The organism is Sphingopyxis panaciterrae (genome assembly GCF_011762125.1).
Classification (GTDB): domain Bacteria; phylum Pseudomonadota; class Alphaproteobacteria; order Sphingomonadales; family Sphingomonadaceae; genus Sphingopyxis; species Sphingopyxis panaciterrae.
On record NZ_JAASQN010000002.1, the window covers coordinates 867,225 to 891,832 of the forward strand.

A 24,608-nucleotide genomic window follows, 5' to 3' on the forward strand; every position below is an offset into this window, starting at 1 on the left:
AAAAAATCCGGTGACAATCGCCATCACCGCCGCTAGTGAAACTTCGTAGTCAATAAAATGACTCAAAGGTCAGAACCGGGACATATACGAGGAGTTGGCGGAGATGCAATATTTGAAGCGGAGCGTGACGGCGAACGAGCGCGCGAAGGCCGACCGCAGTGTCCGCGACATCGTCGAGAAGACACTAGCCGATATCGAAGACCGCGGTGACGCCGCGGTGCGCGAGCTTTCGATCAAGTTCGACGGATGGGATCGCGAGAGCTACGCGCTGACGGCAAGCGAAAAGCAGGATTGTCTCGATCAGCTCTCCGGTCAGGATCTCAAGGATATTGAATTTGCGCAGGCGCAGGTCCGCAATTTCGCCCAGATTCAGCGCGATTCAATGACCGACGTCGAAGTCGAGACGCTACCCGGCGTCATTCTCGGCCACAAAAACCTGCCGCTGAACAGCGCCGGATGCTATGTCCCCGGTGGGAAATATCCGCTCCTGGCGTCGGCGCACATGTCCGTGATCACCGCGAAGGTGGCCGGGGTGCCGCGCGTCATCACCTGCGCCCCGCCGTTCCAGGGCAAGCCGGCACCTGCGATCGTCGCTGCGCAGGTCATGGCGGGCGCCGACGAAATCTACGCGCTCGGTGGCATTCAGGCAATCGGCGCCATGGCGATCGGAACCGAGAGCATCAGCCCGGTGGATATTCTGGTCGGCCCTGGCAATGCCTTTGTCGCAGAGGCCAAACGCCAGCTCTTCGGACGCGTGGGCATTGATCTCTTCGCCGGGCCCACCGAAACGCTGGTGATCGCCGACGAGATCGGCTGCGATGCCGAACTCGCCGCCACCGATCTCCTCGGCCAAGCAGAGCACGGTCCGGACAGTCCCGCCATTCTGCTGACCACCTCGGAAAAACTCGCTCGCGAAACGATGAAAGAGATCGAACGGTTGCTCCAGATCCTGCCGACGGCTGACTATGCGCGAAGGGCATGGGAAAGCTATGGCGAGATCATCGTGGCGGACGACGCTGCCGAAATGGTGCGGATCGCCGACGATATCGCGTCCGAGCATGTTCAGGTGATGACGGCCGATCCCGATTTCTTCCTGCAAAACATGACGAACTATGGGGCGTTGTTTCTCGGCGCCCGCACCAATGTCAGTTTCGGCGACAAGGTCATCGGCACCAACCACACATTGCCGACCAAGAAGGCTGCCCGCTATACGGGAGGGCTGTGGGTCGGAAAGTTCCTCAAGACCTGTACATATCAAAAAGTGCTGACCGACGAGGCGTCGGCGATGGTCGGGGAATATTGCAGCCGGCTATGCGCGCTCGAAGGTTTCGCCGGCCATGGCGAGCAGGCGAACATCCGGGTCCGCCGTTACGGTCATCGCGACGTCCCCTATGCCGGGGCGGCGCAACCTCTCCTTGGGGCCGAGTGAAATGGACCTGCCGAGGACGCCGTCCTTCCGCCTGGACGGCCGGCGCGCACTGGTAACCGGAGCCGGCAGGGGGATCGGTCTGGGTCTGGCGGCCGCGCTCGCACAGGCGGGAGCCGAGGTCACGCTCGCCGCGCGTTCGGGCGAGGAGATTGAAGCGGGCGCCTCGACCATCCAATTGGCCGAGGGCGCCGCTTCGGCCGCACTCCTCGACGTGACCGACCTCAACGCCGTCCAGCACTTTTTTGCAGAGCGTCCAGCGTTTCACATTGTGGTCAACAACGCCGGGACAAACCGCCCGATGAATATGCTGGAGGTATCGGAAGCCGACTTCGATGCGGTGCTCGATCTCAACCTGAAGGCGACCTTCTTCGTAACCCAGCAGGCGGCCCGTGCTATGATCCGCGAAGAGATCGCAGGCAGCCTGATCCATGTCGGTTCGCAGATGGGCCATGTCGGGGGCGCCAACCGATCATTATATTGCGCGTCAAAATGGGCGATCGAAGGCATGAACAAGGCGTTCGCGCTCGATCTCGCTGCCCACGGCATCCGATCCAACACCATCGCCCCCACCTTCATTTCAACACCGATGACAAAGCCATTTTTCGAAGATCCGGACTTCACCCGTTCCGTCCTCGAGAAGATCAAACTGGGCCGGCTTGGCACCGTCGAAGACCTTATGGGCGCTGCCGTCTTCCTGGCGTCGGACGCATCGTCCCTGGTCACGGGAACCAGCCTCGTCGTCGACGGCGGCTGGACGGCCGACTGACCGTTCGCCCGAGCGGTCCCCCTTTCCCACGCCTCCCCTACCCGAACCAATATATCTGGAGATTCCCAATGCCCCGCGAGCCCTTCCGTCCGCGATCGGACTATCGCCACTGGACACCCGTCCTGACGCGGTGGTTCGACAATGACGTCTTTGGACATGTCAACAATACGATCTACTATATCTGGCTCGACACGGCCGTGTGCGGATGGCTGATGGAGGCTGGCTTGCTCGAAGTCGACGGCGAGGATCTTATCGGTCTGGTTGTCGACACCGGCTGCGCCTACGCAAGCCCGGTCAGTTTTCCCGAACGGGTGGAAATCGGACTGCGCGTCGCGAAGATGGGAAATTCGAGCGTGACCTATCATCTCGGGGTTTTCGTCGAGGGGGCGGAAAGCGCATCGGCACAGGGACATTTCACCCATGTCTATGTCGACCGGACCAACCGCCGGCCAGCAAAGCTCGATGAGCGATGGCGATCCCTGCTCGCGCAACTGATGTAGGAAAATCTCTGTGCACTGGCTGATCGGCTCATGATCAGGCTGGTCCCGCGCACCCTGCGTTCGTCGTCTTCTCGCCTGGAGTTCCAACGATTTGCAGCCGATCACGTTCGCGCGTCATGCACTTTCGCACGAGTTCCGCCGCGGGATTCACAAACCACTGACATAGGCCCGTACACACCGGACCGGATCGCCGACATGCTCAAGGACGCCCTCGCCGGATCGGGGTGCTCGACGATCGAGATCGTCAAGCGCTCCAACACGGCGGAGGGCTTCCAATTCTCCGAGAACAGATCTTCAAGAGCTCGGCGGCCCGCCTCGCCAAAGACGGGAACATCCCTGACTTCTTCACCAGCATGAGCCACATCGCCTCCATCCGCCCGGTCACCCGGCGAACTGCAAGCTATTGCTACGCTTGAAGAGCTTCCAAATCAGGCCCGGGATTTTCTAACACGTAGCTATGTCTTCAAACCGACGCCGACGCCGCTTCCTGTATCTTCGCTCCACCTTCAAGAAGGCCGTCGTACCCGCCGAAAGCTTCCCACACCACCATCGCGTCAAAATGCTCGCGCAGCCGGGACAGCTTGCCGTCCCTGATCTGCAAATTAAGAACGTAAGTCTGGTTATACGGCTTGCCGGTCATGGTCACCGTTGCACTGGCCTTGAACTCAATGACGAAGAAGTTCGGGTCGAGGGTCGGGTGGACGACCCGGTCGAATATCCGCATGTCGGGAACAGCTGCAAAGAACCAGTCGATAAAGTGGCCAATGAGTACACGGCCAGGGATTGCCTTCTCTAGCGGCGCAGGCATGAAGGGCATTTCCCAAACTGCGTCATCGCTGAACATGTTTTTCATGTCCGAAAGATCCTGGCCCGACGGCAGCGGGCTTTGGAGGTAACCGAAGAATTTCTCGATAACCTCTTTATTCTGTTCACGGGTATCCATGATGGCTTTTCCTTATTTTACAAAGTGGAGTTGCAGACTTGTTTAGGCGACTCTTCCGCCATCGACTGGCAGGACGACACCCGTCACATAACGCGCCTCGTCCGAGCACAGCCATAGCGCGCCATTGGCTATCTCCTCGGGCGTGCCCAACCTGCCCATGGGCACGTCCTGAGCGAAGAAATTCTCGACGTCCGGGATGCCCATTGCGTGGATCGCGGGCGTGTTGACCGTGCCGGGACAAACGCAATTCACGCGAATGCCGCGTTTGGCATAGGTCAACCCTGCAACACGCGTCATGTGGATGGTCGCCGCCTTCGCCGCTGAATAAATCGCAAGCGGCGGCATGCTGATCAACCCGGCTCCCGAAGCGGTATTCACGATCGCGCCACCGCCATTCTGGAGCATGTACTCGATCTCATACTTCATACAGAGCCAAGGCCCCTTGAAGTTGACTGCGGAGATCCGGTCGAACTCCTCCTCCTCGGTGTCGGCTATTTCGGCTGCGGGACCACCATATCCCGCATTATTGTAAGCGCAGTCCAGCCTTCCGTAACGCTCAACTGTCGCCGCAATGAGGCTGCGGACCTGGTCGCTTTCCGTAATGTCCACCTTGTGGAAGAATGCGTCGCCGCCCGCTTGGCGGATAACCTCGACAACTGCTTCGCCCTTCTCTTCGTCGAGGTCGGCCACGACCGTTCGCGCACCACGCTTCGCAAAGAGGATAGCTGCCGCTTCCCCAATACCGGAGGCCGCACCCGTAATAATTGCAACCTTGCCATCGAGTGATTTTGTCATACTACCTCTCCATTCAGCTTTTTCTGAGCGTCGGGATCCGTTTAGAATCTCCAGACTTTCCGGCGTCCAATGCTTCACCCCCTTCCGAGGCTTCACCTCGTTACGAAGAACGATGTTCCCACCAATCAGTGACGACGGTGTTCTACCTTTGGCTTAGCCGGGCGATGGGAAAAACGGCAACGCTTGGAGATCAATGCCGTTATTGATCCGACAAATGATAAGAGCGGGAAACCGGGCCTTGCAGCCCTGGGCCGTAACTCGAATGTCTCAGCTCAAACGGCCCAACCCGACCGCGCAATTGCAATGCAACCATTTCTGTGGGAATGATTGGCACAATAAAAAGAACGCATCAGGGACATGCCGAGCGCCAGAAACATCGACCCCCATTTGTTAGCGTGCTTGGAAGTGCTTGTCGCGGAACGGCACGTCACCCGAGCGGCCGAGCGAATGAACATGACCCAATCGGGCATGAGCAATGCGCTTGCCCGACTTCGCACCCTATTCGGGGACCCCATCCTTGTCAGGACGTCGCACGGCATGGAACCGACTGCGAGGGCGATCACCCTGGCGCGACGTATCAGTCATGTGTTGACGAGTCTTGATTCGATCATCGCAAGCAAATCGACCTTCAATCCGGCAACCGATCATGCATCGTTTGAATTGGTCGCATCGGACTATGTCGCCTCAACCTTGGTGACCAAGGTCGTATCCCGGTTGCGGGATACCGCCCCCCATGTCGCGATCAGCATCGATCAACCCAATCCCGGAAGCGTGCGGCGCTGGCTGGAGGAAGGTATCTTTGACATTGCCATCGGATATTGGCCGACCTTCGACTATGGCGATCTATATGGATCGACAGTTTTCAGCGATAATTTGAGTTGTATAGTGCGTACAGATCATCCTACCATCGGCGATGAGCTGAGTATCGAGGATTATCTCGCTTTACGTCACGCGATGTTCGGCTCGATCAACAGCACCATATCCTCAATCGACTTGAAAGTAGATGAAGCACTTCGAGGCCGCGGAGAGAAGCGCACCATCGGGTTGAACGTGCCGAATTTTCTCGTGCTTCCCTATATTGTTGCAAACTCGGACATGATTGCAACCATTCCTACAAATTTCGCAAAAATAGCTTCCCAACAGCACGGGGTGAGAGTTTTGCCGCTTCCATTTCCGATAGCCGAAATCAACGTCACGATGGTCTGGCATGGCCGTACCAATGCGGACGCGGCGCACATGTGGTTCAGAGATTTGGTGCGTGAGGCAGGCCGCCTCCTTTAGGGTAAGTACCCAGCGTCAGGCGCGATGAATTTTTCACCGAATGCCTGACGCCATGCCAATGATCACGCAGACTCCCGCTCTTTCAGCATATCCAGGGCCACGTCTATGATCATGTCCTCCTGCCCGCCGACCATCTTGCGGCGGCCGAGCTCGACGAGGATGGCTCTGGTGTCGAGGCCGTAGTCGGCTGCGGCTTTCTCGGCATGGCGCAGGAAGGAGGAGTAGACGCCGGCGTAACCGAGTGCCAGGGTCTCACGGTCCACTCGTACCGGCCGGTCCTGGAGCGGACGAACGAGGTCCTCGGCGGCATCCATCAGCTTCATCACGTCGCAACCATGGTTCCAGCCCTTGCGATCGACAGCGGCGACAAACACCTCCAAGGGTGCATTACCGGCGCCCGCTCCCATGCCAGCCAGGCTCGCGTCGATGCGCACCGCCCCCTCCTGTGCCGCCACGATGGAGTTCGCCACGCCCAGCGACAAATTGTGGTGCGCGTGCATGCCGCGCTGCGTTTCTGGCTTGAGCACCCGGTCATAGGCGCGGAACCGCTCGCGCACGCCGTCCATGTCGAGCGCGCCGCCGCTGTCGGTGACGTAGACGCAGTGCGCGCCGTAACTCTCCATCAGCAGCGCCTGCTGGGCCAGCGCCTCGGCCTCGATCATGTGGCTCATCATCAGGAAGCCGGACACGTCCATGCCCAGATCGCGGGCGATGCCGATATGCTGCTTGGAAACATCGGCCTCGGTACAGTGCGTCGCGACGCGAACCGAGCGGACACCGAGATCATAGGCGCGGCGCAGTTCCTCGACCGTACCGAGCCCCGGCAGGATCAGCGTCGTCAGCACCGCTTTCGTCAGCACCTCGGCAACCGCTTCCAGCCACTCCCAGTCGGTATGCGCGCCGAAGCCGTAGTTGAAGCTCGTCCCCGACAGGCCGTCGCCATGCGCGACCTCGATTGCGTCGACACCCGCGGCATCGAGCGCCCTGGCGATCGCCGCGACATGATCGAGCCCGTACATGTGGCGGATCGCGTGCATGCCGTCGCGCAGCGTCACGTCCTGGATGTAGAGCTTCTGGCTATTCACATCGAAGCTCATGCTGCGGCCCTCCGGTCGATAATTCTCTGCGCGAGCAGCTCGCCGGTCGCCTTCGCGGCGGCCGTCATGATGTCGAGATTGCCCGAATAGCTCGGCAGATAGTCTCCCGCCCCTTCCACCTCGAGGAAGATCGAGGTCTTGATACCGGTGAACTCGCCGCGGCCGGGGATCTTGAGCTGGTCGTTGTCGCCGTAACGCTCGAACTGAACTTCCTGCTTGAGCCGGTAGCCGGGCACATAGGCCTGCACCTTCGCGACCATCGCCTTCACGGACGCCCGGATCATCTCCTCGTCGGCACCCTCCGAAAGGGTGAATACCGTGTCGCGCATGATCATCGGCGGCTCGGCGGGGTTGAGGATGATGATCGCCTTGCCCTTTTCCGCGCCGCCGACCTGTTCGATCGCGCGCGCGGTGGTGCGGGTGAATTCGTCGATATTGGCGCGCGTACCGGGGCCGGCCGATCGCGATGACACGGAAGCCACGATCTCGGCATAATGGACCTTCGCGACCTGGCTTACCGCGGCGACCATCGGGATGGTCGCCTGGCCGCCGCACGTCACCATGTTCACGTTCGTCGCTTCGAGATTCCGTTCCATGTTCACGGGCGGAATCGTGAAGGGACCAATCGCCGCAGGGGTCAGGTCGACCACGAGCTTGCCGTCGGCGCGCAGCGCCTCGTCGTGTGCCTTGTGGGCGTAAGCGGAGGTCGCGTCGAACACGATGCCGATCTCGGCATAGTCGGGCAGGGCGCGCAGTCCATCCAACCCTTCATGCGTGGTGGCGACCCCGCGTTCCCGAGCCATCGCCAGTCCCTCGGAAGCAGCATCGATGCCGACCACCGCCGTTAGCTCCATATTCTGCGGATATTTGATCATCTTGATCATCAAATCGGTGCCGATATTGCCCGATCCGATGATCGCCGCCTTCACCTTAGTCATCCCTCAAGCTCCTATGAGAATTCGGCTGCAACACGCCCGAGACCGCTTATATGGGCTTCGTAACGAGCACCCTGCCTCACCGTGACCATTGGACCGACCGCGCCGGTCAATATGATATCCCCCGCGTTGAGCGGGTCGCCGTAAGCACAGCATTGCCTCGCCAACCAAGTGGCGGCGTTAAGCGGATGACCCATGCAATCGCTGCCAAGGCCCTGCGAAACGGTCCGGCCATCTTCGGTCATCGCCATCGTCGCATCCCGCAGATCGACCTGGTCGAGACGCTTTGGATCGGCACCCAATACAAAGCCCGCAGCCGACGCATTATCAGCGACCGTATCGAACAGCTGGATGTCCCAGTCGATGATGCGGCTATCAACGATTTCGAGCGCCGGTAGCACGAAGGCCGTTGCCTTGATGATGTCTACGAGCATGAGGTCGGGGTCGTGCAGATCATGCTCTAGAACGAGTGCGACTTCCGCCTCGATTTTCGGGTGGATCAAACTCGAAATCGAGACCGTCGCGCCATCGCCATAGGCCGTTGAAGCCCACAACGTACCATAGTCGGGCTGGTCCACGCCCAGCTGCCGCTGTACCGTGGCCGCAGTCAGGCCGATCTTGCGGCCGATTACCCGGTCACCGGCCGCGGTACGCAGTTCGCGCACCTGCCGCTGGACGGCATAGGCACCTTCCTGCGTCGTCGAAACCCCAAGCTCCGCAGCACTGTCGCGAAGCGGCCGGATCGGCGTGCGATTGACATCCGCCGCGCGCAGCGCCGCCGCGAGCCGCGCGTGCCGCGCGTCCAAGGATTCAGAATTGTGCGGGGTTGTAGGTTCGGACATAGATAGACCTCGACAATAAAGATGGAAAAGCAGGCTTGTTCACTCTCAAGCCATTCCACTTGAAGCCATTACGGGCGAACGGTGCGATGCGCCCGACGGGCGCTCTGCCGCGCGGAATGAGGAGAGGGCGTCCACCTGCCTTTGCCGCGCCACCGCAACACTGTTCAGCTTCACATGCCCAAAGCCGCGAATGGCTTGCGCCGCTTCGGCAACCTTGGCCGCATCGGAAATATTCTGAGAGTTCAGGGCAGGTAGAAGCGTGTCCAGTACCAGCGCGCGGAAATCGTCGGCCAGCTGACGCTCCAGCCTGCGTTCCTTTGTGTAGCCGAACACATCAAACATCGTGCCACGCAAAAAGCGTCCGCGTGCGAGCAATGCCAGCGCCGGATACATCCACCCGCCAAACCGCGACTTGCGCGGGTGGCCGGTCACGGGGTCGCGACGGGCAAATAGTGGCGGCGCCATATGGAAGCTGAGCTTGAACGGCCCTTCGAAGCGCTCCTCGATAGACTGGCGGAAGCCCGATTGAGTGTGCAGCCGCGCCACCTCATATTCGTCCTTATAGGCCATCAGCCGAAAGAGCGATCGAGCGACTGCCCGGGCGAACTTGTCGCTGTCTGGAAGGACGGCCGCCTCCGCCGCGCGCGCGCGCTCCACAACGTCGGCATAGCGTCGCGCATAGGCGGCATCCTGATAATCCGTCAGGAACGCGACCCGGCGGGCCACTTCTTCGTCGAGCGAAGATGAGAGGATGTGGTGCGGCGGCTGATCGCCCTGCGCCATAGCCCGTACAGCAGGAAGATCGAGCGCAGCCCGCCGCCCCCATTCGAACGCCTGACGGTTGAGCGGCACTGCTACCCCGTTCAGAGCGATAGCGCCATCGAGAGCTTCGAAGGAAAGGGGCAGCAAACCTCTCTGCCATGCAAATCCCACCAGGAAGAGGTTCGTGCCCACGGCGTCACCCACCAGGCGGGTCGCGAGATCGGTTGCGTCGAAGAGATCAACCCGTTCATCTCCCACCATCGATTTCAGCGCCTTGCGCAATGCCGATGTCGGCAAGCGAACGTCGGGGTCACGGGTGAAGGCGCCGGTGATGCTTTCCCGACCGTTGGCGATCACGCGGCCGGTGCCGCGCGAGATGCGACCGAGATTGTCCGGCAAGGCACCGACCACCAGGTCGCAGACCAGGAGAAGGTCCGCGGCGCCCGCACTGATTTTGGACGCGCGTATGTCGTCAGCATTGGGGGCGAGCTGGATGTGGCTGACCACGGCGCCCCCCTTTTGCGCCAGGCCGGTCATGTCCATGACGCGCACGGCCATCCCATCCAGATGGGCGGCCATGCCGATGATTGCGCCGATCGTTACGACGCCGGTTCCGCCTATGCCCGTTACCACCAGCGAGCATTTTTCGCCGTCGATGGCCGGCACCGGGTCGGGTATGGCCTCTCCGCCCGTCAGGGCGGGCGTCGGCTTACGCAGCTTGCCCCCTTCGACGGTCACGAAACTCGGGCAGAAACCATCGAGGCACGATCGATCCTTGTTGCAGGTCGATAGGTCGACGCTACGCTTGCGGCCGAATTCAGTCTCGACCGGGACGACCGACAGGCAATTGGAAGCGCGCGAGCAATCGCCGCACCCTTCGCAGACCAGGTCGTTGATCAACACGGCCACTTGCGGGTCGGGCACTTTCCCCCGCTTACGCAGGCGCCGCAGCTCGGTCGCGCAGGTTTGGTGGTAGATGAGAACGGTGACGCCCGCGATGTCGCGCAACTGACGTTGAACCTGATCGAGTTCCGCACGCGGATGGATGGCCACCTGTTTGCCGAACAAGCCAGCGGGATACTGGTCGGGGTCGTCAGACACGATCACGACGCGCGCCGCGCCCTCTGCCGCGACCTGCGCGGCGACACGATCGACCGTCAGCTCGCCATCCATCGCCTGTCCACCCGTCATGGCCACGGCGTCGTTGAACAGAATCTTATAGGTGATGTTGACGCCGGCCGCGATCGCCGCGCGAATGGCCAGCGAGCCGGAATGGAAATAGGTGCCGTCACCGAGATTTTGGAAGACGTGATCGCTCGTCGAATAGCGCGACAGACCGACCCAGTTCGCGCCCTCGCCACCCATATGTGTGTAGCTGGAGGTATTGCGCTCCATCGGCAGCACCAAGCCGTGACAGCCGATGCCGGCGAACGCGCGGCTGCCCTCGGGAACGTTGGTCGAGCTGTTGTGCGGACAGCCGGAACAGAAATGCGGTGGGCGCTCAGCCAGGCTCGCCAAGCCGCTCAGCGCCGCGCCATTGTCCACCAGGCGCGCGACCCGCGCCGCCAATTCCGCGTCGCCTCCGCGTGCGAGGAGGCGTTTTCCCAGCCGGGCCGCGATAAGGCCGGAACCTAGTTCCCCATTTGAAGGGAATAGCCATTGCCCCTTCTCGTCGCATTTTCCAACGATGACAGGCGCGTTCGGCAAACTGTAAAGATGCTTGCGGAGCTGGTCCTCCACCAGTCCGCGCTTCTCCTCGACGACGATGATTTGCTCCAGCCCGGTCGCGAATTCTCTGATGCCCTCAGGCTCGAGCGGCCAAGGCATCGCAACCTTGTAGAGGCGCAGACCTAATGCGGCTGCCTGTCGTTCCCCGATGCCGAGATCCGCAAGCGCCTGCAACGTGTCAGCATGCGCCTTGCCTACCGTAACGATCCCGATGCGTGCGTCGCCTGCTCCGAAGACGACATGATCGAGCCGGTTTGCGCGCGCAAAGGCAAGCGCTGCCGGAATCTTGAACCTGTGCAACCGCTCGTCCTGCGCGAGCGCAGTGTCAGGCGAGCGCAACGAGACCCCATCGGCGGGCATTTCGAAATCCGTCGGGGTCGAGACATCGATCCTTGGATCGTGGGACACGCTCTCGCTACTGTCCATGATCTCGGTTACGACCTTCAATCCGACCCACAACCCGGTGTAGCGGGACATTTCCCAGCCGATTAGCCCCAACTCCATCTGTTCCGAGATGCTCGAAGGCGCCAGCACGGGGATCATCGCGGCCATCAGCGCATATTCCGACTGATGGGCGGTCGTCGAGGATTTGCAGATATGATCGTCGCCCGCGATGACGAGAACGCCGCCGTTCCGGGCGGATCCGGCAAGGTTGCCGTGTTTGAATACGTCGCCGGTACGATCTACACCCGGGCCTTTGCCATACCATGCGGCGGAGACGCCATCGACACGTCCTTCGCCATAGGTTCCGACCTGCTGCGTGCCCCAGACTGCGGTGGCCGCCATATCCTCATTGACCGCAGGTTGCAGGCTGATGGCCGGATCGACAAGCTTACTCGCGCGGGCGAAAGTCTGATCCAGCGTACCCAGCGGCGACCCCCGATAACCGGTAATATAAACTGCGGTATTCAAACCTTGCTCGGCCCGCCGACGCTGTTCGAGCTGGAAGAGCCGCACGAGTGATTGCGTGCCGCTGAGATAGAATGGCTTGCCGTCGAACCGATATCGATCCTCGAGAGCCAAATCGTGCAGCATCATTTCCGGGCCCTTCATCGTCATTGTCATTCAGCAGGCATTGGCACCGCAGTGCCGTTCGAATTTCTTTCCAGTCGCTTCAGCCGCGTCGCACGCCGTCGTCGCAAGAGGCGGCGGAGTTGCCGTCCCGTATCCGCTACCAGAGGTCGGTGAAGCCAAAATATTGGCGTGCAGACAATGACGGTATTTCACCGATCCTGGCGGGGCGCCGCGATTGTGGCAGGTCGACAGCGACGATTTACCCAAGTCGTCCAGATTCCGGCCGATCTTGATATGGCGCGATTACTTCGCGCAAAGGCGCATATTGGGAATCATCGCGTTATTGGTGGAGTTTGATATGAATTTCATTCACTCCCTTACCTCAATCCCATCATTCTTTAGAGCAGCCTGGGCCTATGATGCCATTCTGCTCGCGCAATTTCGTCATTGATCATAGTGATGATGGTGCCACGTGCCTGAGCGCCTATCAGCATCTTGAATGGCCCTGCGATCACGTTCGGGCGCCGACGCCGCGCGGGTCGCGCTTGCACGCGACGCCGATGCCACAGTGGCCATTCCATCATTTGCTTCTTGGGAGAATAACAAGTGCGGACCAGAATCACCGACCTGTTTGGCATAGCCCATCCGATCGTTCAGGGCGGCATGCACTTCGTGGGATTCGCAGAACTTGCTTCGGCGGTTTCCAATGCAGGCGGTCTCGGCATCATCACCGGACTCACCCAGCGCACGCCCGAAGCTCTTTTGCATGAGATTGAGCGCTGTCGGGGAATGACTGACGCGCCTTTCGGCGTAAACGTCTCATTTCTCCCGTCGCTAAATCCACCGCCCTATGCCGAGTATATTCAGGCGATCATAGAAGGCGGGGTCCGGATCGTCGAGACCGCTGGACGCAGCCCGGCGCCCTATATGCCGATGCTCGACGCGGCAGGTATCAAAGTCCTCCACAAATGCACCTCAGTCCGGCACGCCCTTACGGCCGAGCGCTTGGGATGTGCGGCGGTGAGCATTGATGGTTTCGAATGCGGGGGCCATCCCGGTGAAGACGATATCCCCAACATGATTCTGCTGCCCCGTGCCGCCGACGCATTGCGCATCCCGTTCATCGCATCCGGCGGCATGGCTGACGGGCGGAGTCTGGTCGCCGCTCTGGCGCTCGGCGCCGACGGCATCAACATGGGAACGCGTTTCGTCGCAACGCATGACGCACCGGTCCACGACAATGTCAAACGCGCAATAGTGCAGGCGAGCGAACTGGACACCAGGCTCGTGATGCGACCGCTGCGCAACACCGAGCGCGTCCTCAATAATCGAGCGGTGGAGCAACTGCTGGATGTCGAGCGAGCAAAAGGATCGGCCGTGACCATCGATGACATCCGCAACTACGTCGGCGGCGTCTATCCGCGTGTGATGATCGACGGCGAGATGGAGGCCGGCGCATGGAGTTGCGGCATGGTGGCAGGGCTGATCGACGACATCCCTACGGTAGCTGCATTGATCGAGCGTATCATGGTCGAGGCAGATGATATCGTCCGGGGGCGCCTTGCCGAATTGCTCTAAAGTCCCAAATCCGTATGTCCGCGCCGACATCGAGATCACCTCCCCTTGGCAGCTCAAGCATTGCTTCGATGGTGGCCCACGTCCGTGAACTTGGCTTTAGGCCATTTGTCGTTGTGTCATTTCCCGGATCAATGATCGGATTACTGGTCCGATATAGCCGCTGCCCGGTGATCAGTTAGAGTGGCCAAAGAACGCGAGAAAAGACGTTTGAGGATGAGGCGAAGGCGTAGAAATTGAGCATTCTTGATAAGGTTAGAACGCGCTTTGTGCATCGGTCGCTTTTGGTCGATGGCGAAGTTTGGTCATTCGTGGAAACCAAAGAAGAAGGGTTTCCGCTAGTGTTGCTGCCCGGCGCTCAAGGCACCGGCGACATTTATTTCAATCAAATGCTTACGCTCGGCCAAGATATCAGAATCATCGCCGTCACTTACCCAGAGGTTAGCGATTGCCAATCGCTGGCGAATGGTTTCCGCACGTTCCTCGATGAACTTGGGATTTCCCGCGCAGTTTTTTCGGGTAGTTCGTTTGGCGGCCTGTGGCTTCAATTTTTCGGTGCGCTTTTTCCTCAATATGTGGCCGGCGCCGTGCTCGCTAACAGCTTCATCGACAGCCAAGCTAAACAGAACTTCCTCGATATGGCCTTGGCCATGAGCGGCGCCGACCTTGTGACCATGGTTAATCGCGGCGCTCAGGCTAAGGCCGGCCAGAGCGCAGAGCATACGCAACTATCTGAAATTATTGGAGAATTGGTGGGACCGGTTCAGTCAGGAGAAGGGCTGCAATCTCGGCTACGCGGGTTAAGGTTCAGCGATGTGGCGCCCGTGATAGACATTTCCGCGGAACGAGTTGCCTTAATTGAGTGCGACGACGACCCGTTGATCGATCCAACTATGCAGAATGAGATCGCCGCGCGGTATAGCCGTAGTGCGCGGCACAAGATCGAGGGCGGCGAACATTACCCCGCCGTGCTTAAGCCAGAAAGATACACGGCAATTCTGCGTGACTTTTACACCGCAATCGCAAAGGCCGAGGCGGCGCTCGTTGGGAGTGAGAGATGATATCATTCCGACTGAATGGAGAACCCGTTAGCGTCGATGTTGATCCAGAGAAGCCGCTTTTGTGGGCGATCCGTGAAAACGCCGGCCTCACTGGGACGAAGTTTGGCTGCGGCAAGGGTTTATGCGGCGCATGTACAGTGCATGTCGATGGCGACGCCCAACGCTCCTGTTCGGTGCCGGTAAGTGAAGTCGAGGGTAAGTCTGTCCTGACGGTTGAGGGTCTGTCAAACGATCGCTCGCATAAGTTGCAGCAAGCCTGGATTGAGCATGCGGTGCCGCAATGCGGCTATTGCCAGAGCGGCATGTTGATGGCTGCGGCTGGGTTTCTTGCGACCAATACGGATCCATCGGACGCGGACATCGATGCCGCCATCACCAACATCTGTCGTTGCGGCACCTATCACCGCATCCGCGCGGCGATCAAAGCAGCCGCCACCGCTTAATGGAGTGCGCTCAATGACCCAAGGCCAGACGCGTGCGCACAAGCTGGACCGACGTCAATTCCTGCGCCGGAGCGGTGCGGTCGCAGGTTCCGTCGTCCTGCTCCAGATCGCAATTTCGCTGGAGGGTTGCACATCCGGTTCGTCGTCACCCGATGTCTTGGCCGAGACGGTCGCGTCCAACGCCTTCCTCCGGCTGCACGCGGACAATTCAATCTCCTTCCTCTCTCCCGCCGCCGAGATTGGGCAGGGCACGTCGTCAACGCTGGCGATGATCGCTTGCGACGAACTAGGGGCCGATTGGAACAAGACCCGCTTCGAGTTAGCGACCGGTCTTCCCGAATATCGCAACATGCTGCTGGGTCAGCCAGGACAGCTCTATGCGGGAGAGCAGGTGACGGGCGGCAGTACGGTAACCGCCGGTTTCTTCATGCCAGTTCGAACAGCCGCAGCGCAGATGCGCGAGATGTTGACGCTTGCGGCGGCCCAGAAATGGCAAGTGAATCCAGCCGAATGCAGTACAGCCGATGCTGCGGTGAAGCATGTCGGCTCCGGACGATCAATAATGTTTGCAGCGATCGCTCCGGCTGCGGCTGAATTGCCCGTCCCCGCCAAGCCCGCGTTGCGCGATCCAGCGGAATGGAAACTGATCGGGCGTCCGCAGAAGCGCCTCGACATCCCATCCAAGGTTGACGGCAGCGCCATCTTCGCCGTCGACGTGGTGCGGCCCGGGATGCTGTATGCGGCCATCCGGCATGCACCCGTCGTTGGCTCGAAGCCGGTGCGCGCGGACGAAGCTAAGGCCAGGGCGCGAAAGGGCGTCAAACACGTCTATCTGATCGATAATTTTGCCGCGGTCGTCGCCGACAGCTGGTGGACGGCGAATACCGCGCTGGAGGAGATGGACATCCAGTGGTCGGACGCTCCCAATGCGCAGGCCAGTACGGCGACCGAACTGGCAAAACTCAAGGCTGCGCTCGATGGTCCAGGCGCGTTGCCGTTCGAAGTCAAAGGCGATGCCGCCGCTGCGTTCGCGGCCGCCAAGACCAAGGTCGCGCAGGACTATGATGTCCCTCATCTCGCCCATGCGACGATGGAACCAATGTCCGTGGTCGCCGAATTTACGGCGGATGGGCTGTCAATCTGGACCGGCGCACAGGGGCCAACGGTCCAGCGGCGCGCCGCAGCCTCCGCAGCCGGCTTGCCCGAGGAAAAGGTCCATCTCACGGTCACCTATGCCGGGGGAGGCTTTGGGCGGCGTGGCGACCTCGATTATGTAGAGCAGGCCGTAAAGATCGCGCAGCGGGCGGCGGTCCCGATCAAGCTAATCTGGTCGCGCGAGGAGGATATACAGCACGATCAATACCGCCCGTTCACCGCGATCAGGGCTGAGGCGGCTCTGGACGCAAAGGACAACCTCTCCGCCCTCCGCATGCGCGTGGCCGGGCGTGGCCCTTGGAGTGACCAGCGTCCCTATCTTGTGCAAAAGGGCGTCGATTTCATGCTGATTGACGCCCTCAACACCAAGACCTATCCGGCCGCGAACGCACTATTCGAGGTAGCGCCGACGACCAGCGCCGTAAGGCATGGACCGTGGCGCGGGATCGCCGTGCCGCCCAACATCTTCTTTCTGGAATCGCTGATTGACGAGCTCGCGGTGGCAGCCAAGCTGGACCCGATCGCCATGCGCCGCCCGTGGCTGGCTGGCGACAAGCGCCTTCTGGCCGTGGTCAACAAGGCCGCGAAGGAGGCAGGCTGGGGCGCTGCACGCGAGGGGCACGCACTCGGCTTTGCCTGTTACACCGAGGAGCGGTGGCTCTGCCGCGTCGCCACCGTCGTAGACACCTCGCTCGTGGACGGAAAACCAAAAGTGGATCGGATCGTCGTCGCCGTCGACCATGGCTTTTCGGTCAATCCCGCCAATGTGATTGCGCAAATTCAGGGGGCAGCCCTTTTCGCGCTGACCGCGGCGCTAAAGGGTGAAATTACCATCAAGGATGGGCAGGTCGAGCAGTCGAATTTTCATGATTATCCCGCGATCATGCTGGCTGAGGTACCCCCTGTCGACGTCTTCCTGATAGCGGGCGATCAGATACCGGGAGCCGCCGGGGAAATTGGCGTGCCCGCGATCGCCCCCGCGCTGACCGCATCGATTTTTGCGCTGACGGGAAAGCGCATTCGCTCGTTGCCGGTCAGCAAGCATTTCGCCTGAGGATCGGATCGGCGGACATCCAACGCCTGTAACCCAAGGAGTACAAGATGAAGGTTTTCGTCCAACTGGACGCGCGCGAAGGCGCATCTGTCGAAGAGTTCCAAACCCCCGACAACATAGCTGAAGAGAAGCTGGTATGGAAATACTGGAGCGAAGGAACTCTTCGGGACATTAATTTCCAGACGGATCGGATCGGGGTTATCCTGATTTTCGAGGCTGACACCGTGGCGGAAGTTAGTGGCATGGTTAACGCCTTTCCCTTCGTCCGTAGCGGCCTTCTGAAAGTCACCAGCCTTCAGCAACTCGCGCCATTCGTCGGGCTGGCGGCGCTTTTCGATCCGGCCCATTTCGCCTGAGCTTTCCCGCCACTGTGAAACCAGAGGGAGACTGACCTACATAAGTCAGTCTCCTTTTTTCGTTTGTATGTCCGGACGCTCGTTCGCTCGTGGCCAAGTATCATTGCTTGAATCAATAACCCTATTTGAGTCGTCGGATTGCGACCAATTATCCCGCTTGGCATATATTGTCCGCGTCGCCGCACATTGGCGACCGCCTGATCACTAATCTAACCAGATCAGCTACCAAGTTGATTTCAATTAAAACGACCGGATTTATCAATCCGGCGATAGGGGAGAGACGATCTCATGAGATCACTATCAAAGATATTTCTGCTAACCACTTCCACTATGCTTGCAGGTGCTCCAGCGTTCGCGCAAGTAAGTGACGACCAGCCCGCGCAGGCAGGACCTGACGCTATTCAGGAGATCATTGTAACGGCGCAGAAGCGCGAAGAGTCCGTTCAGAAGACGCCACTGGCGATCACGGCGGTATCTGGCGACGCCATGCGGATGGGGGGTATTTCGAATATCAATACCCTCGCCGCCAGCGTGCCGAATCTGCAGATGTCGCAGTCTTACGGCGCCGCCAACGTGACGCTACGCGGCATCGGCTTCCTGGTGAACAACATTGGCTCGGAAAGCCCGATCGCCACCCATTTCGATGGCGTATATTTCCAACGGACGACCGGCATCCTCGGGAGCTTCTTCGATGTCCAGCGGGTTGAGGTTCTGCGCGGTGCGCAGGGCACGCTCTACGGACGAAATGCGACTGGCGGCTCGGTCAATGTGATCACGGCCGATCCAACCACAACCTTTCAAGGCTTTGCGCAGCTGGTGGCAGGCAAGTACGACCATTTTGGTTTCGAAGCCGCCGCCGGCGGACCGCTGCTCGCGAACTCCGACAAGATTCTGTTCCGCATTGCCGCAAAGGCCGATGAGCGCAGCGGTTGGGGCACCAACCAGTTCACCGGCAACGACATCGACGACAATAATGAACGGGCGGTCCGCGCCAAGCTTCTGTTTCGGCCGAGCGATCGCTTCGAGATCAAGCTGACGGCGGATTATTCGCGCGCGGACGATGCTCAGGCACCCCACTTCGCCGGTACCGCGCCCAACAACGCTGCTCCGTTAGGCGCCACGCTCCTCGGTGGCGCAGTACCGACGAGGCTGCGCGATATTTCCTCGGAAGCCGATCCCATCCGTCGCAATCGCTTCTGGGGCCTGTCGGCCCACACCAGTTACGAGTTTGACGAGTTCGACATCAAGGCGATCACCGCCTACCGGAAAACAGACACGTCCGGCCGAGGCGAGCTCGACCAAACGTCTGCCGCACTGCTCTCCCCGCTCACGCTATACGAGCACGCGCAGCAATTCAGCCAGGAGCTCCAGTTCTCGCGTCAGACCGACAACTACGACCTCATCATCGGCGGCTATTACTTTCAGGAGAAGCTGCACGGCGGCGTCGCGATACCGGCGAGCAACATCTATCTTCCGATAGCCTTCGGCGTTCCGATCGCGCAGGAATATCTCGCCCAGGGTTATTTCGCTGGATCGAACCTCGACACCCGGGCCTTCGCTGCGTTCGGGCAGTTGACCTATCGGGTCAGCGACCAGCTTAGTGCCACCGTTGGCGCAAGGTACAGCATCGAGCGAAAGACCGCGATCAATCGTGGCGCCTTTGATCTCTTCACGCCGTTCGATCCGAGCCGCCTGGAAACGGTGCCGGACGAGGCCAATCTCAGCATCCAGTGCGGCAAAGGCCTCATGACGATCGGCTTCGCTGACCCAAGCGACTGCGATCCTGCAAAGACATTTAAGAACTTCTCGCCCAAGATCGGTTTAGAATTCCAGGCTACGCCGAACACTTTGCTCTATGCCTCTGTTTCCCGCGGCTTCAAATCAGGAACATATAATTTTGGTGTGCCGGCAGGAGCCGTAAACCCTGAGAAGATCACGGATTACGAGACCGGCATGAAGTCGACCTTCGCGGACGGGCGGTTGCGTACGAATCTGTCGGGTTTCTACTACGACTATAAAGAACTGCAACTTTACAAGACCGTCGTCGCAAGTGCCGTTCTTGAAAATGCTGCGGCGGCAAAGATCTACGGCATAGAGGCGGAAATCACTGCCAAGCCAATCCCTGCCCTGCAGTTCGACCTGAGCGGATCATATCTCCATTCCGAGTTCACGGACTTCATATCCGCAGATTCGCTGCGCCCGTTGGGGGATGGCGTATCGATCGACAACTATGGTCAGGCCGCCTTCAATCTCAAAGGCAACAGACTGCCGCTCTCGCCGAAATTCTCCGGCAGGTTGGGGGCGGCTTACACGATCGACTCAAATCTGGGCGAGTTCACGCTCGGGGGAGAAGTCATCTATACAAGCAAGGTGTATTTCTCGGCGTTCAACACCGACGTGGCTGCTTCGGCACCGTCGCGGACGCGGTACAACCTAACCCTCTCGCACAAGAGTTCGGTGGTGGACGGGTTGTATGCGAGCCTTGCCGCAAAGAACATCACGAACAAGGTGGTCGCCACAAGCGGCTTTACGGGGACGCCACTCACCGGTGGAGTGACCAACGCCTATATTGAGCCGCCCTTCACCCTCGATCTCACGATTGGCTACAAGTTCTGACGTGATGCTTGATCGGCTCACTGCTCCGTCCATTTGGCATTGGTTCCCCGAGCAGGGGATTGTGCACGCCCAAATTCTCAATGCAGCGAGCACGTTTGAAACAGTGTCTCACCGGCTGAAACGCGATGGCAACGGCGGGTCGACGCCAGAGGCTCGCTCCCTGCCAAAGCCCTCAATTAAGGAGTAACAGGAATATGAATCAGACGACCCTATCGAACCTCCCCGTTCAATTGCGGCACGTCCGTCATGCGGATCTTCAGGAGGACACTGAGGCTTATCCGGATGTAATGGAGCCAGCGCGGCGGCGATCGATCAGTCATGTTCTCGGTCAGCATCCGAAGGCAGCGCTACGAGGCACGCACAAGTTCCATTTGGACTATCTCGTCTCCGGCGCTGCGACGGAGCCGCCGCTTCACTCGCATGACTATTCCGAGATATTCATGGTCCTGCAAGGCGGCTATCGCTTCTTCTGGGGCAATCATGCGGAGCATTATGTCGACTTGGGGCCGCTCGACATGTTTTCCGTACCGCCGAAGGTGATGCGGAAATTCCACTCTAACCGCGAGCAGCCCGGCATGCTGCTGGCGATATTCGACACCACCTTGCGCGACCCCGACGACGGGATCGTGATTTCACAAGCGCTCATCGATGAAGAGGGCGGCGCCGAAAAATATGCGAAATACGGTTCGGGCTGGGGTGACTCCGTCGATGAAGATGGTATTCAGTCTTATATAGCTCGCATCTCCGACCTCGCATCCAAGGCTCCGGATGAGGGCGGCATCGTACCGCTAATCGCAACGGACCAAGCCGATGCAGGCATCTCGACTCCTCACCATGTAACCGCCCAGTTCGTCTTCGTGAACGGTTCTCTCGATGTCGAGCCGACAGCCGCTACGGAAGTGTTCGTTCCCGTCAGGGGGGGATCCTGCCAGCTGACCGTTGATGGAGAGACGTTTGACCTACAGTCATTCGACGCGCTCTCGGTCGATGGTGGCGGTACACGGTCGCTTCTCGCCCCGAACAACGAACAAGTGGTCCTTCTCCGGATCATCGACACCCGCTCCGAACTGGCCAAGTGACCGTGATTTGAAGATGCTTCCAACGCGCCACCCGGATGACCGCGCGCTGCGGTGGCGCTTGGGGCTGCGGGCCGACGGACGATGCCCTTGGCGCTCGAACCCGAGGAAAAAAGGCATTTGGAACGACAAGTTCGCCGGTGATGCGCCTCGCGCTCGATGTCAGATCGATGACTGACTGGCTCGAAACCGGGCTCGACGACGATATGCGCCCGCACATGTTCGGTGCCCTGGACGCGGGCCAGACTTTTGCCCTGGCCACGATCATCGCCGCGGATGGGGGGCCGCGGCCGGTCGGGGCGCAGATGGTGGTCACCGCCGACCATTCGTGGGGTTACCTGTCGGGCGGCTGTATCGAGCCCGACGTCGTGCTTCATGCCCGGCAAGTCATGGCCGACGGGACGCCGCGCACCTTGGTCTATGGGCGCGGCAGCCCTTTCATAGACATGCGCCTGCCCTGCGGCGGACGGGTGGAGTTGCTCGTCGAGCGCGTACAGCCGGACGACGGCGCACTGGCCGATCTGCGGCAGCTGACGAACACGCGCAGGCTGGCCCGTTGGGAAAGCGACGGCCGCTTCCGCCGGTGCATCCCGCATGATCCGGCACAAGTGGGACGTTCTGAATTCGCAAGGCTCTATGCGCCGTATCAGCGGCTGGCGGTAGTCGGCACCGATCCGTTCGCCCTGGCGATCGCGAGGCTGGGCCGGATCGTCGGATGGCAGACATCGCTGCACGCGCCATCAGGTCCGGCGCCCTCGCCTGCGTTCGACATGCCATATCGCCCGGAGACAGTGCCTTTGCCCCTCACCGACATGGTTCCCGATCGCTGGACGGCCATCGCCGTCGCGACGCACGAAATCGACGCCGACGAAAGGGTGCTCGTGCAGGCGCTGCGCTCCGACGCCGGATACGTCGGCCTGCTCGGATCGCGTCGCCGCGTACCCGAACTACTTGAACGCCTGCGCAGATCGGGGCTGGATGACGATGAGATTGGCCGCCTGCGCGCGCCGATCGGACTGCCAATCGCGGCGAAGTCTCCCTGGGAAGTAGCTGTGGCCGTCGCCGCAGAAATAATCGCAAGCTACAGGAAGGCCGACGCTTGCCGGCCCCTATTGATAGAGGCCGCGGTGCATGAGACGACCGTTGCCTAACGGAGTTCATGCCATAGTTCTGGCAGGGGGGCTGCGCGGCGTTTTGGCGGCGGGAAGCTATCGACCGAGTTCCGAGGGCGACCGCTCATCGCATGGGCCGTCGACACGGCGCTGGCCCTACGGGTTGAAGCGGTCCGCGTAGTCCTGGGTGCGGAGGCGGAAGCCGTCCGGGCGGCGCTGCGCGATACGATCGACCCGCGCCTTGCCTTTGCCCACTGCGCTGATTGGTCGCAGGGTCTATCGGCTTCGCTCGGTTGCGGCATTGCGGCGCTGCCGTCGGACGCGACAGGCGCGATGGTTTTCTTGGGCGACGTGCCCGCGCAACTCGCCCGCCGCGTCCTTGCTGCCCTGGCGGAAGGGGCGCGGGCGGCCGGTCCGGTCTGCCAGGGACGGCCCGCGCATCCTGTCGGGATCTCCAGCGCGCTTTTTCCGGCGGTACGGGCGTTGTCCGGCGACAGAGTTGCTCGCGAACTTTTGCAGGACATGAGCGGCGTAGAAGAGATCGCCACCGACGACGCCGGCAGCACCTTTGACATCGACACCCTCGACGATCACCGCGCCGCCAGCTGATATGGGCAAGGACTAGGGGCGAACTGAACTGTTCCGCCAATTCGGCCAGAATAAGAATATGGGTCATTCGGACGGTGACGACGGCGTTTTCGTTTTGCGCTCCGGAGTTGTTAAAGGCGAACGCCCGACGACCGCGATTGCCATGCACCCCCAAGGAAGCTGCCAGCATAAGCGCCGCGATTTAAAGCGCACCCCGGACATCGTTGGCATGCACACCCGCCGAAGCGATGGCCGGACCGACGCCGGCACCGAGAAACTGGGCGGGACTCACGAACGACATGCTGCGTCGGCAAACGGCTTCACATTTGCAGACCAAGTTGGCAGCGACGTTATCCACCTTATTGGGCCGTCCATCCACCGTCCACGACAATCTCAGCGCCAGTGATGTAACTACTCTCACTGCTTGCGAGAAAAAGAATGGCGTTCGCTATTTCTCGCGCCTGCGCCAACCGTCCCAACGGTACGGCGCCGACAAGCGCGTTGATGATGTCATCAAGGCCTCCCGCTTTGCCCGAATCCGCAATTGTGGCCAGCGTGTCCATAAGAAGCGGCGTATCCACGCATCCTGGAAATACCGTATTCACCCTGATCGGGATCTTCGCTGAAGCAAATTCCATCGCCAGCGCTCGGCTCATCGCACGGACGGCGCCCTTACTGGCTGAATATAGCGCCGCATCCGCAAGTCCGATTTGGCTCATCACCGAGGACACCATAATTATGCTGGACTCTCCAGTGGCTTCCCGGCCACGGGATTCCAGAAGGTTTTTTAAAGCTTTTACGCCAAACAGCATGCCTGCCACGTTGACATCCATCACTTTACGAAAATACTCAGAGGTCAAGCTTTCAACATTCCCGCCGCCATCGATGCCTGCATTGCTGACGAACACATCCAAGCCCCCTGCTTCCTTTTGCAAAATATTCGCAACCTCATACCAACCATCCTCTTGGGTCACATCGAGTTGGCAATAACGAACCGCCCCTCCATATTTACTTAAAAGATCTTCTACGGCTGGGCTTGATGCCTGTTGAAGATCGAGAACAAACACGGACGCGCCTTCTGCGACAAAGCGATCGACGACCGCAGCCCCGATTCCGCGCAGCCCGCCGCTGACCAACGCCGAACGACCTGCCAGATAAGTCATGGATGAATTCCTCATACCAGTTGATAATAGGCGATCGGGCTTGGCGTCTGGTCGCCCAGAAATTCTCCCAATCGATACGGATCTTGAATTCATTCAGTACATTCGGCAGCGAAGCGCCGTTAGCGCCGGGATACGCTGTCCCGCTCCCCATATTCATTGGGCAGGTGACGCCATTGTGAGCGTCCAGGCAATCCACATCATACCTTCAAAATAGGGCCGGTATCGCCCGCGGGTCGGCAGCCACGATCAGCGCCCATTTCTCATCCGAACACCGATCCGCTCGCCCAAGCGTGCCTCCCAAAAAGCATCCCTGAATC

Annotated in this window: 19 protein-coding genes and 1 pseudogene; 13 read left to right on the top strand and 7 right to left on the bottom strand. The window is 60.1% G+C overall.

What is annotated here, in order from left to right; genetic code table 11:
• The first annotated feature begins 103 nt into the window (after positions 1 to 103).
• The 3 genes from hisD to FHR22_RS11555 all read left to right on the top strand — a co-directional run bounded on the left by hisD (position 104) and on the right by FHR22_RS11555 (position 2,695).
• Positions 104 to 1,429 carry a histidinol dehydrogenase gene (hisD, locus tag FHR22_RS11545; protein WP_166942257.1) on the top strand — a complete coding sequence of 442 codons (1,326 nt, stop codon included), beginning with the start codon at positions 104 to 106 and terminating at the stop codon, positions 1,427 to 1,429.
• A 1-nt stretch (position 1,430) separates the two neighbouring features.
• Positions 1,431 to 2,195, top strand: a complete 765-nt coding sequence (locus FHR22_RS11550; RefSeq protein ID WP_166942259.1) for an SDR family NAD(P)-dependent oxidoreductase — start codon at positions 1,431 to 1,433, stop codon at positions 2,193 to 2,195.
• Positions 2,196 to 2,263: 68 nt separating this feature from the next.
• Positions 2,264 to 2,695 (top strand): acyl-CoA thioesterase, encoded by a 432-nt coding sequence (locus tag FHR22_RS11555; protein ID WP_166942262.1) that lies wholly within the window; start codon positions 2,264 to 2,266, stop codon positions 2,693 to 2,695.
• Between the two features lie 463 nt (positions 2,696 to 3,158).
• Here FHR22_RS11555 and FHR22_RS11560 read toward each other — a convergent pair whose 3' ends face one another.
• Positions 3,159 to 3,638, bottom strand: a complete 480-nt coding sequence (locus FHR22_RS11560) for a nuclear transport factor 2 family protein (RefSeq protein WP_166942265.1) — start codon at positions 3,636 to 3,638, stop codon at positions 3,159 to 3,161.
• A gap of 42 nt (positions 3,639 to 3,680) precedes the next feature.
• Positions 3,681 to 4,433 (bottom strand): glucose 1-dehydrogenase, encoded by a 753-nt coding sequence (locus tag FHR22_RS11565; RefSeq protein ID WP_166942268.1) that lies wholly within the window; start codon positions 4,431 to 4,433, stop codon positions 3,681 to 3,683.
• A gap of 357 nt (positions 4,434 to 4,790) precedes the next feature.
• Between FHR22_RS11565 and FHR22_RS11570 the strand changes: the two genes are divergently transcribed.
• Positions 4,791 to 5,714, top strand: a complete 924-nt coding sequence (locus FHR22_RS11570) for a LysR family transcriptional regulator (protein ID WP_166942271.1) — start codon at positions 4,791 to 4,793, stop codon at positions 5,712 to 5,714.
• Positions 5,715 to 5,776: 62 nt separating this feature from the next.
• Here the strand turns inward: FHR22_RS11570 and dmpG are convergent, their stop codons facing one another.
• From dmpG to FHR22_RS11590, 4 genes are all read right to left on the bottom strand, one after another.
• Positions 5,777 to 6,811, bottom strand: a complete 1,035-nt coding sequence (gene dmpG, locus FHR22_RS11575) for a 4-hydroxy-2-oxovalerate aldolase (protein ID WP_166942274.1) — start codon at positions 6,809 to 6,811, stop codon at positions 5,777 to 5,779.
• A complete protein-coding gene (locus tag FHR22_RS11580) occupies positions 6,808 to 7,749 on the bottom strand; it encodes an acetaldehyde dehydrogenase (acetylating) (protein ID WP_166942277.1) in 942 nt (313 codons plus the stop codon). The genes dmpG and FHR22_RS11580 overlap by 4 nt, the downstream gene beginning before the upstream one ends.
• A gap of 11 nt (positions 7,750 to 7,760) precedes the next feature.
• Positions 7,761 to 8,552 (bottom strand): 2-keto-4-pentenoate hydratase, encoded by a 792-nt coding sequence (locus tag FHR22_RS11585; protein WP_243853657.1) that lies wholly within the window; start codon positions 8,550 to 8,552, stop codon positions 7,761 to 7,763.
• Positions 8,553 to 8,633: 81 nt separating this feature from the next.
• Positions 8,634 to 12,143, bottom strand: a complete 3,510-nt coding sequence (locus FHR22_RS11590; protein WP_243853658.1) for an indolepyruvate ferredoxin oxidoreductase family protein — start codon at positions 12,141 to 12,143, stop codon at positions 8,634 to 8,636.
• Positions 12,144 to 12,698: 555 nt separating this feature from the next.
• On the opposite strand from FHR22_RS11590, the gene FHR22_RS11595 reads away from it, so the two are divergent.
• From FHR22_RS11595 to FHR22_RS11635, 9 genes and pseudogenes are all read left to right on the top strand, one after another.
• Positions 12,699 to 13,670: a nitronate monooxygenase gene (locus tag FHR22_RS11595; RefSeq protein WP_166942283.1), complete on the top strand. Its 972-nt coding sequence runs from the start codon at positions 12,699 to 12,701 to the stop codon at positions 13,668 to 13,670.
• Between the two features lie 233 nt (positions 13,671 to 13,903).
• Positions 13,904 to 14,728 carry an alpha/beta fold hydrolase gene (locus tag FHR22_RS11600; protein WP_166942285.1) on the top strand — a complete coding sequence of 275 codons (825 nt, stop codon included), beginning with the start codon at positions 13,904 to 13,906 and terminating at the stop codon, positions 14,726 to 14,728.
• Positions 14,725 to 15,171, top strand: coding sequence for a (2Fe-2S)-binding protein (locus FHR22_RS11605; protein ID WP_166942288.1), 447 nt, complete (start codon positions 14,725 to 14,727; stop codon positions 15,169 to 15,171). Before FHR22_RS11600 ends, FHR22_RS11605 begins: the two co-directional genes overlap by 4 nt.
• Before the next feature lie 13 nt (positions 15,172 to 15,184).
• Positions 15,185 to 17,380 carry a xanthine dehydrogenase family protein molybdopterin-binding subunit gene (locus FHR22_RS11610; protein WP_166942291.1) on the top strand — a complete coding sequence of 732 codons (2,196 nt, stop codon included), beginning with the start codon at positions 15,185 to 15,187 and terminating at the stop codon, positions 17,378 to 17,380.
• A 47-nt stretch (positions 17,381 to 17,427) separates the two neighbouring features.
• Complete coding sequence (locus tag FHR22_RS11615) at positions 17,428 to 17,736, top strand: hypothetical protein (protein WP_166942294.1); 309 nt, start codon at positions 17,428 to 17,430, stop codon at positions 17,734 to 17,736.
• A 288-nt stretch (positions 17,737 to 18,024) separates the two neighbouring features.
• A complete protein-coding gene (locus tag FHR22_RS11620) occupies positions 18,025 to 20,352 on the top strand; it encodes a TonB-dependent receptor (protein WP_208417627.1) in 2,328 nt (775 codons plus the stop codon).
• Positions 20,353 to 20,546: 194 nt separating this feature from the next.
• Complete coding sequence (locus FHR22_RS11625) at positions 20,547 to 21,431, top strand: cupin domain-containing protein (RefSeq protein ID WP_166942300.1); 885 nt, start codon at positions 20,547 to 20,549, stop codon at positions 21,429 to 21,431.
• Positions 21,432 to 21,571: 140 nt separating this feature from the next.
• Positions 21,572 to 22,579 carry an XdhC family protein gene (locus FHR22_RS11630; protein WP_166942303.1) on the top strand — a complete coding sequence of 336 codons (1,008 nt, stop codon included), beginning with the start codon at positions 21,572 to 21,574 and terminating at the stop codon, positions 22,577 to 22,579.
• Between the two features lie 39 nt (positions 22,580 to 22,618).
• Positions 22,619 to 23,149, top strand: a pseudogene (locus FHR22_RS11635) (nucleotidyltransferase family protein); the annotation flags it as partial.
• A gap of 338 nt (positions 23,150 to 23,487) precedes the next feature.
• Here the strand turns inward: FHR22_RS11635 and FHR22_RS11640 are convergent.
• The gene (locus tag FHR22_RS11640; protein ID WP_166942306.1) at positions 23,488 to 24,291 is read right to left on the bottom strand and encodes an SDR family NAD(P)-dependent oxidoreductase; all 804 of its coding nucleotides are present in this window, start codon (positions 24,289 to 24,291) and stop codon (positions 23,488 to 23,490) included.
• Positions 24,292 to 24,608: the final 317 nt, after the last annotated feature.

What these genes read in the sequence shown, in the direction of transcription:
- hisD (WP_166942257.1), top strand. Translation starts at nt 104, where the DNA reads ATGCAATATTTGAAGCGGAGCGTGACGGCGAACGAGCGCGCGAAGGCC.
- FHR22_RS11550 (WP_166942259.1), top strand. Translation starts at nt 1,431, where the DNA reads ATGGACCTGCCGAGGACGCCGTCCTTCCGCCTGGACGGCCGGCGCGCA.
- FHR22_RS11555 (WP_166942262.1), top strand. Translation starts at nt 2,264, where the DNA reads ATGCCCCGCGAGCCCTTCCGTCCGCGATCGGACTATCGCCACTGGACA.
- FHR22_RS11560 (WP_166942265.1), bottom strand. Translation starts at nt 3,638, where the DNA reads ATGGATACCCGTGAACAGAATAAAGAGGTTATCGAGAAATTCTTCGGT.
- FHR22_RS11565 (WP_166942268.1), bottom strand. Translation starts at nt 4,433, where the DNA reads ATGACAAAATCACTCGATGGCAAGGTTGCAATTATTACGGGTGCGGCC.
- FHR22_RS11570 (WP_166942271.1), top strand. Translation starts at nt 4,791, where the DNA reads ATGCCGAGCGCCAGAAACATCGACCCCCATTTGTTAGCGTGCTTGGAA.
- dmpG (WP_166942274.1), bottom strand. Translation starts at nt 6,811, where the DNA reads ATGAGCTTCGATGTGAATAGCCAGAAGCTCTACATCCAGGACGTGACG.
- FHR22_RS11580 (WP_166942277.1), bottom strand. Translation starts at nt 7,749, where the DNA reads ATGACTAAGGTGAAGGCGGCGATCATCGGATCGGGCAATATCGGCACC.
- FHR22_RS11590 (WP_243853658.1), bottom strand. Translation starts at nt 12,143, where the DNA reads ATGACAATGACGATGAAGGGCCCGGAAATGATGCTGCACGATTTGGCT.
- FHR22_RS11605 (WP_166942288.1), top strand. Translation starts at nt 14,725, where the DNA reads ATGATATCATTCCGACTGAATGGAGAACCCGTTAGCGTCGATGTTGAT.
- FHR22_RS11610 (WP_166942291.1), top strand. Translation starts at nt 15,185, where the DNA reads ATGACCCAAGGCCAGACGCGTGCGCACAAGCTGGACCGACGTCAATTC.
- FHR22_RS11615 (WP_166942294.1), top strand. Translation starts at nt 17,428, where the DNA reads ATGAAGGTTTTCGTCCAACTGGACGCGCGCGAAGGCGCATCTGTCGAA.
- FHR22_RS11620 (WP_208417627.1), top strand. Translation starts at nt 18,025, where the DNA reads ATGAGATCACTATCAAAGATATTTCTGCTAACCACTTCCACTATGCTT.
- FHR22_RS11625 (WP_166942300.1), top strand. Translation starts at nt 20,547, where the DNA reads ATGAATCAGACGACCCTATCGAACCTCCCCGTTCAATTGCGGCACGTC.
- FHR22_RS11630 (WP_166942303.1), top strand. Translation starts at nt 21,572, where the DNA reads ATGCGCCTCGCGCTCGATGTCAGATCGATGACTGACTGGCTCGAAACC.
- FHR22_RS11640 (WP_166942306.1), bottom strand. Translation starts at nt 24,291, where the DNA reads ATGACTTATCTGGCAGGTCGTTCGGCGTTGGTCAGCGGCGGGCTGCGC.